The 7,727-nt window shown below is 50.2% G+C and carries 4 protein-coding genes; all 4 read right to left on the minus strand.

What is annotated here, in order from left to right:
- Positions 1-165 precede the first annotated feature (165 nt).
- A complete protein-coding gene (cheB, locus tag J0895_RS11720; RefSeq protein ID WP_207088271.1) occupies positions 166-1,371 on the minus strand; it encodes a chemotaxis-specific protein-glutamate methyltransferase CheB in 1,206 nt (401 codons plus the stop codon).
- A gap of 82 nt (positions 1,372-1,453) precedes the next feature.
- Complete coding sequence (locus J0895_RS11725) at positions 1,454-4,048, minus strand: hybrid sensor histidine kinase/response regulator (protein WP_422894325.1); 2,595 nt, start codon at positions 4,046-4,048, stop codon at positions 1,454-1,456.
- Between the two features lie 810 nt (positions 4,049-4,858).
- Entirely contained in the window at positions 4,859-6,277 is a 1,419-nt protein-coding gene (locus J0895_RS11730) for a methyl-accepting chemotaxis protein (protein ID WP_207088272.1), read from the minus strand.
- Between the two features lie 501 nt (positions 6,278-6,778).
- On the minus strand, positions 6,779-7,727 hold a 949-nt coding region (locus J0895_RS11735; protein ID WP_207088273.1), incomplete at its 5' end, for a methyl-accepting chemotaxis protein.

Genomic DNA, 7,727 nt, shown 5'->3' on the forward strand with positions numbered 1-7,727 from the left:
CAAGGGGAGGGGACCGGAAGTGAGCTGAAATTTGAGGCAAATCACTATGAGCGTAAAAAACCTACTTTTGTAAGGGATAGGGGGGATGAGCAGTGCCCACCCTACAATGGCTCCAGTTTGTCATTGATATGCTCCTGCCGATCGCCTTCTATAAAGTGAGAATCACTAATGCCGATCGCTCATTAGGCGATGGAGGAGCATCGGCGCAATATCAGTAATCGGTAAAATATAGCGGGCCGCACTTAAGGCGATCGCCTCTTTAGGCATTCCAAACACCACACAACTGTCCTCATTTTGGGCGATCGTCATCCCCCCCTGCTTAAACAGTTCCAACATCCCATCAGCCCCATCTCGACCCATCCCCGTCAGCAAAATTCCCAACGCCGCACGCCGATAAAACTTCGCCACCGCATTAAACGTCACCGTCACCGAAGGGCGATGTCCCGAAACTGGACTGGCACTCGAATACAGAAACCGACCCAGACCATCAAACTCTAAATGTTTTTGTTCCGGGGGAAAATAAATAATTCCCGGTTCGGGTCTTTCTCCGGCAGGAGCAATTTTCACCGGCAACTGACATTCCGAACCCAACCAATCCACCAACCCCTTTAAAAATCCCTCACTAATGTGCTGCACACAAATCACCGGCACCGGAAACTTCCGAGGCAGTTGAGACAAAATCGTATGTAACGCTTGGGGTCCTCCCGTGGAAGCCCCGATCGCCACAATTTTCACCCCGCGAAATGCCACCGCCGCCGTCGCCTCATCCGGACTCGGACGGGGAGTAGAAACAACAGGAGAAGGGCTGTAAAACGAGGGCATTTTAACCCGTTGAATCACCGGATCTACCCGCTTCTGTTCAGGGATGAGGATTTTTCCAGTATTTCCAGGAGGGACAACCCCAGGGGATGATCTCAGGGTCTCCGGATGTCCTGCACCCCGACGATGCAACGTAAACACCGTCACCCCAGATAACACCTTAATCTTAGAAATCAACTCATGACGAATCGCCTCAAAATCCCCCATCACCCCCTGACGAGGTTTCGGAAACACATCCACCGCCCCTGCCTTAAGCAGATTAAATACAGTGTGAGTATCCTCCGCCTGTACCGAAGAACTGATCACCAAAATAGGGCATGGGAACTTTGCCATCACCTCTTTAGTAAACTCCAACCCATCCATTTTGGGCATATTTAGGTCAGTACAAATCACATGGGGATGAACCTTGGGAATCAACTCCAACCCGTCAATCCCTGTCCTTGCCGTCCCCACAATTTCAATCTCGGGAGTTGATCCCAGTAAACGCTTAAAAATCATCAACGCCACTGGAGAATCCTCCACCAACAAAACTCGAATCGGCTTCTTGTTCATACTTTACTCTGGCTGCTTCTTACCCTTCAAACCATCACCCGACCCGGTTCAGTTAGGCATCTGGAACTCCCTACTATTTTCACTAAATCAGCCGTTTGAGCGTTTCTAATAACACCTGTTGATTGAAACTGCTTTTGGGAATGTAGGAATTAGCCCCGGCTTCGGCACCTCGGCGTTTATCATCATCACTGGCTAGGGAGGTCACCAGAATAATTGGCAATTCAGAATATTCCTTATGCTGACGAATTTTAGTGACTAGCCCTAAACCGTCCAAATTGGGCATTTGGACATCGGAGATCACCGCATCAAAGTCGCGAGTTCTAAGTTTATTGTATCCATCCAAACCATCCACAGCGGTGACTACCTCATATCCAGCATTTTCCAGAATGCGTTTTTCTTGGGTGCGAGTGGCGATCGAGTCTTCCACGAGCAACACTAATAATTTGCGATCGCCCTCAGGCTGCGGTTTCGAGGGAACAATGGATTTTCCAGGCTTTCGCACGGACTTGAGCAAGTCATGAGGGTTTAACACCATACAAACTTCCCCCGTTCCCAAAATCGTTGCGCCCGCCACATTCCGGACCCGTTTGAGCAGTTTGCTTTGGGGTTTGAGCACCACATCTTGCTCATCCACCAAGGCATCCACCAGGAGTCCGAGGCGTTCTTCGCCCACTTGCAGAATAATGCAAGGCAGACTGGAATTATTCATGCTTTTTGAGGAATTGAGAATGCCTCTCGGGGGCAGTTCCAGCAAATCGGCGAGTTTGACCACGGAAACGGGTTGTCCCTCTAAAACAATCGTTTCCCGTCCTTCTAAGGCAAAAATATCGCTCTCCGGGACCAATCGAGCCAGTTGCACAAACTCCACCGGCAGGGCGTAGGCAATGCCTTCCACTTCGACTAACAGAACATGAGCGGTGGCGAGGGTGGTCCCCAGAGATAAGCGCAGGGTGGTGCCCATTCCCGGGGTCGATTCAATGTGAATACTGCCTTTGAGTCGTTCGACGTTGGTGCGAACCACATCCAGTCCTACACCGCGTCCAGACACCTCGGTGACAAAGGTCCGGGTGGAGAATCCCGGGGTGAAAATTAGGCTATGGATTTGGTGGGGGGTCATGGCGGCGAGTTCTTCTTCTCGGCAGATTCCCCGCTTGAGGGCAGTTTGTTTGATTTTTTCAAAGTCGAGTCCGCGCCCATCATCGCGGATTTCGATGACGATGTTGTTAGCGGTTTGGTAGCCTTTGAGGATAATGGTGGCTTTGGGGGGTTTGTCTCGTTGTTGCCGATCGCCCGGGGTTTCGATGCCGTGGTCGATCGCATTGCGGATGATATGCATCAAGGGGTCTTTCATCTCTTCCAGGATGCGCTTGTCGGCACGGGTGTCTCCCCCTTCAATCACCAGTTCCACTTGCTTGCCTTCTTGTTTGGCTAAATCCCGCACCATCCGAGGAAACAGGGTAAAGATGGTGGATAATGGAAGCAGGCGCAAGGTGCGGATGCCTTCTTCCAGTTCATCGGCAATAGTATCGAGGCGGGCGTTATCTTCATAAACTGAATTTCTGAGGCGGTTGACAATTTGGCCGAGGCGTTCGAGTCGGTCTTCTGTGCGATGATGAAAGCTTTGCAATCGGTCTAAGGATCCATTGCGGTTGCCCCGCATGACTTCTTCTAAGGCAAAGCGATTGACAAAGCTATCGCGACTCCATTCTTCCCAGAGGGTGACAATTTCTTCCACTTCCGAGAGGCGATGTGCGATCCGGATTTTGCTGACGGTGAGTTCCCCGGTTTGGGTCATCAGACTATCCAGATTGCGGGTTTCCACCCGAATGGTATCGATCCGGTAGTTGCTACTGCTGGTTTGCACGGGGGTGACGGGGACGACGGGAAGGACTGGGGTTTTAGCAGGGCCCGACTCTCGGCCTCGATCGCCGGCTGAGGGGGGTGCGCTACTGCCGAGGGGTTTAGAGATCTCCGCAATGGGAGGTTTTTGAGCTAAATTATGTCCATTGACCGTCGCGCTGACTTTGCCAAGGGAACGGGTGGGGAGTTCTATGGAGGGGATGAGCTCTACCATTTCGGGGCTGGCTGACTCTGGGGCTGACTCCTGGTCTAGGTCGCTCTGTTCTTCGGCTTCCTGGTCGGTTTCTGTCCCTGCTGTTTCCGTTACAGCCTCTACCGGGTCTAAGGTCTCTTGGGGACTGTCTCTCTGTTGAGGGGGGAGCTTTTCTCTGGGGGGAGACTTTTGGGTTTCCTGGGGTTCTGTTGGTGCGTTTTTAGGTTCGCTCTCCTTGGTGTCCGAGGCCGCGCCCATCAAATAGGCGAGGACGTAAAAGGTATTGACTCCGGCATCTTCGCCGGTGACGGATTCATGAACCAGTTTGGAGATCGCATCTAAGCCATGATAAAGGCGATCGCACAATTCTGAGGTTAAGGGGGTTTCTTTCCGCTTAACCGTTCCCAGCAGATGTTCCCACTGATGTGCCAGGGTCGCAATATCTTTCACCCCCAACATTCCCGCATCTCCTTTCAGACTATGGGCTTCTCGCATCAATTCTTCGAGTTTCCCAAAGTCATCTGGCTGCTGTTCTAGGTGCAATAACCCTTCGTTGAGTTTCTGCAGGTGTTCTTCACTGGCTACTTTGAATGTAACTCTGAGTTCTTCATCGTCGATCATCATGCTTTTAGTTCCTCCGAAGTCAGATTTAGGGATTTCTGGGGAGAATTTCCCCTACCTTGAAGATTCCCTTTTTTTACTCAAATTTACCCCGGTTCTGCTCGGCCTGCTTCCGTGCGTGATCGACTTTGTTTTGGACGAGTTTAAGTCTTTAAATCCAGGCCCAAAACTCTCCAGATTTATTCGAGTTTTCATAAGCTCATTTGCGGTTTTGGCAAATTCCTAAAGGCCAATCTTTTGGGGGGTGAAATAGGCAATATTTTTACTGATGTCATCCCCGGGTTTTTTCCTGAACTGCGGGTGAACAGCAAGGTTCACCTGATTGTTTTCACCCTGATTTTTTGGTAAGTTAACTGCTTGTTGAGGAGAGACCTCCATTGAGGAGCAGTCAAGAGCCAAAACCCCGAGGCGATCGCCGGCTGGATTCCTCAACCGCTTGCTCGATGAATAGTCGCCGATTCAGACGGGAAACCCAACCCACAGGAGTTTTCCATCCCTGAATCTAGGGAGAGTGGGGCCCAATTCCCTCACGTTCCGCCTCTTTTTTAGGCCCCAGTCTGGGCCCGGGGACTGTCTCTACCTCTGGGCCTAATCGAAACGCCTGCGATATTTTGGCCTCTTACAATTTTCGCATAATTTGCGGACAAAGGCAAGGGAAAGCACCGCCGATGAATGCCTGATTTCCGCCTGGATAAATAGATGCAGGATAATTCAGCCGAAATTTTAAGAGGCCTACCTGACGGGTTCCCCTGAGATCTCCCTAGGAGAGAACGGCCCCAGACTGGTGAATCCCCCAGAACTAGAATAGAATGCTCAGACCATTTCTTTGAGGTCGAGGGCGGCTTGATTGAGTTTTTCAGTCCCAATTTTGGCCTGAGAAATGCTGTTAACGGTTTCTCCGGCAATTCTATTCAGAGCATTCATCGCTTCAAAAACCTGCTGAATGGCGATCGCCTGCTGTTGGGCAGTTAATGAAATTTGTTGGGTATTATTAACAATTTCATCAATCGCTTCCACCACTACTTCTACCGTTTTTGTCCCTTCTTCGGTCACCTGAACAGTCATGGAAGTTGCTGATTGAATTTCTTTAACCAGAGAATTAATGCGATCGGCACAGCGGCCACTGTGGTCAGCCAATTTGCGAATTTCGGTGGCAACGACTCCAAATCCTTTCCCCGCTTCACCGGCCCGAACAGCTTCCACCGACGCATTGAGCGCTAACATATTAGTCTGATTGGCGATATTGCTTACGTTACTGGCAATTCCATCAATTTGAGACAGTTGCTGGGTGAGTTGTTCGATGCGTTTGGCAATCTGATGGACGGCTTCTTTTAAGCTGGTATTTTGTTGTCGGATATGGCGATCGCGCGACTTGCTCATGGAGTGGCTGGGACCATATCCATAGGACGGATGCACCGGCATTTCATGATGGTTGGAGGAATCCACTAAGTTTAAGACCAAAATCGCACTAGCCACAGCAGCTTCAGCTTGTTCAGCAGTGGCTTTGGAAGATGAATTTAACTCCTCCATAGAGGTCGTCGTTTGGTTGACGGATGTTGCTTGGGCGTTCGTGGACGTTTCCTGGTGAGCGAAGGTGGCGGCAAATTCAGTCGATGAGGTCGCCACTTCATGAATGGCACGTTCGATGCGATCGCGGATGCTAGAGGCTAGTTTTGCACCAATGGCGATCGTCACCAAACCGACGATCGCACCTCCCCACCCGGCAATGGCAATGGACCAGTGTAACGCTTCCCGAGCTTCTACTTTTTTAACCGCTAAGGTATCCCGTTCTTGTTGAACAAAGGCATTATAAAGCGACTCCATCTCCCGGACAATATTGCTACTCTTGTCGGTGGAAAATAAGGCCACAGCTTCCTCCATGCGATTGGATTGTGCCAGTTGGAGCATTTGCAGATCAACTTGTCGCAGTTGAGTTCCCAACTGAGTGTAATCCTCAAACCGCTGGCGTTGTACGGGGTCCTCCAGTTGAGCAATTTTTGGCTCTAAGCTATTAATCAGCCGACTATAGGACTCGCTACCTGTCTCAAATCCTTGACGATGGCGATCTCTGGCATTCACCAAATATCCTCGGGTTGACCGTTCCATGCGAATCGCGTGCAGGGTGGCTCCGGCCAAATGATCAATCACTTCTGAAGAAAACCAGATCTGTTCGTCGAGTTGCTCGACTTTTCTAACGGTTGAAACAATCTGGGTAGCGAGTACACCCGACACGAACAATGGGATAATAATGCATGCGAGAATTCGTCCCCTCAGTTTTAAGCTGTCCAACATAATCAGATGATGACTCCTTAAATTTGACCTCAATCCACCGATTTAAACCGGGTTTATTGCAGCCCTGAGTGGCTTACCTCAATTATGATGAAATTTCCCAAAGGGAGGTGCGTAAACTCAGAATATATGGATTCTGATGATTGACTATAGCGGTTCGGTGGACTCATTCGCGTACAGACATTTAAAGGAGTGCGTAAAGCCTGAGCCCGGGCTTCGCTGTGCGGCGTAGCCTGTACGCGCGAACCCAAACATCTTGCTCGCTCTTGACTATAGCGAAGCTCGATGCTCGCACTCCTAAGATGTACGCGAATAACGGTGGGAACCGCTATATATTAGTGTGTCTAAATCATGAAAGGCAGTAGGATGGAGGAGTGGGTTTATCTTGCTCCCTTATCGGAAGTAGGGAGCAAGATAAACCTACTCCGAGAGGGATTCTCTCCCCTAAATTTCCCGTTGTAACTTCAGTGCGACGAGGCTGAGTTGTTGAATACTGATTTTGGTTTGGGCGATCCCGCTGGCGTTTTCTTGGGCGCTTAGAGTCAGACTGTTCATGGCATCCAGGGTTTGTTGGATCGCCAAGGCTTGTTGTTTGGCACTCAGGGAGATTTGTTGGGCGTTGACTGCGATGTGATTGACGGCAGAAACCACGCTTTCTACGCTGCGAGTTCCGTCTTTGGTGATCATCACGGCTGAATTGGTCGCCCGTTCAATATCGTTGACTAAATCGCTAATTTTCTCGGCGGATTGTTTGCTGCGATCGGCCAATTTCCGAATTTCCGAAGCCACAACGCCAAAGCCTTTGCCTTGCTCTCCCGCCCGGACCGCTTCTACGGCAGCATTGAGTGCTAACATATTGGTTTGATTGGCGATATCACTGACTAACCCGGCAATTTTGTCAATCTGATTAACTTGCTCGCTCAGATGTAAAATTTGATTGGCAATTTGTTGGACTTGAACGGTGGTGGCTTCGGCACGTTCTGAGGACTCTTGAGAGGAGAGGCTCAGTTGTTCCATTGTGCTGCTGGTTTCATTAACTGCACTGGCTTGTTGGTTGGCAAAGCGCTCTTGTTCTTCGGTCATCGCGGCGATTTCTGTGGAGGAGGAGGCGATGGTGTTGGTGGTTTCGCTGAGGGTGTCGGTAATCCGGTTGGCGATCGCCCATCCTAATCCCCAGGCAACGATCGCCGTGATTGCGGTACTCAATAATACCAAGACACCAAATAAGTTGAGGACATCATTGGTGCGATCGCTTTTTTCCTTCTGAAGCTCATCTTCCCGTTGGTTGAACTGTGCCAGTAGGGTTTTTAGCTCCAGATTCAATTGTTCTCGTTCCGGAGCCATATAAGCTTGGATCGCGTCTGGCACTCGGTTTTGTTGGACTAGATTAATC

It is taken from the genome of Phormidium pseudopriestleyi FRX01 (assembly GCF_017313335.1).
Lineage (GTDB): Bacteria > Cyanobacteriota > Cyanobacteriia > Cyanobacteriales > Laspinemataceae > Laspinema > Laspinema pseudopriestleyi.

Coding starts and splice junctions, on each gene's coding strand:
- cheB (WP_207088271.1), bottom strand. CDS start 1,371: ATGAACAAGAAGCCGATTCGAGTTTTGTTGGTGGAGGATTCTCCAGTG.
- J0895_RS11725 (WP_422894325.1), bottom strand. CDS start 4,048: ATGATGATCGACGATGAAGAACTCAGAGTTACATTCAAAGTAGCCAGT.